Annotated in this window: 1 pseudogene; it reads left to right on the forward strand. The window is 31.8% G+C overall.

What is annotated here, in order from left to right:
- Positions 1-258: pseudogene (locus tag HHH54_RS11055) on the forward strand (ISL3 family transposase); the annotation flags it as partial.

The following is a 258-nucleotide window of genomic DNA, read 5'->3' on the forward strand; positions in this document are numbered from 1 at the left end:
TATATTTAAAACCTATAGAAGATTTAGAAGCGTTTGAGTACCGAAAGGTTCCATTGTTTAAATCGTGGAAGACACAAAAAGGGATTGTCCAATATCTTAATGAACAAAATGAGATGCTTAGTCGTACTCACTTTACAGTCAATCAACTTCGTTGTCATATTAATAACAATGATATAGAAGCCTTACTTCAGTCTTTAGAAAACGTAGCTTTACCAGATATCCATCCTAAATTAAGAACCGTCATAAAAACATTAAACA

The sequence above is a fragment of the Staphylococcus canis genome (assembly GCF_016238445.1).
Classification (GTDB): Bacteria; Bacillota; Bacilli; order Staphylococcales; family Staphylococcaceae; genus Staphylococcus; species Staphylococcus canis.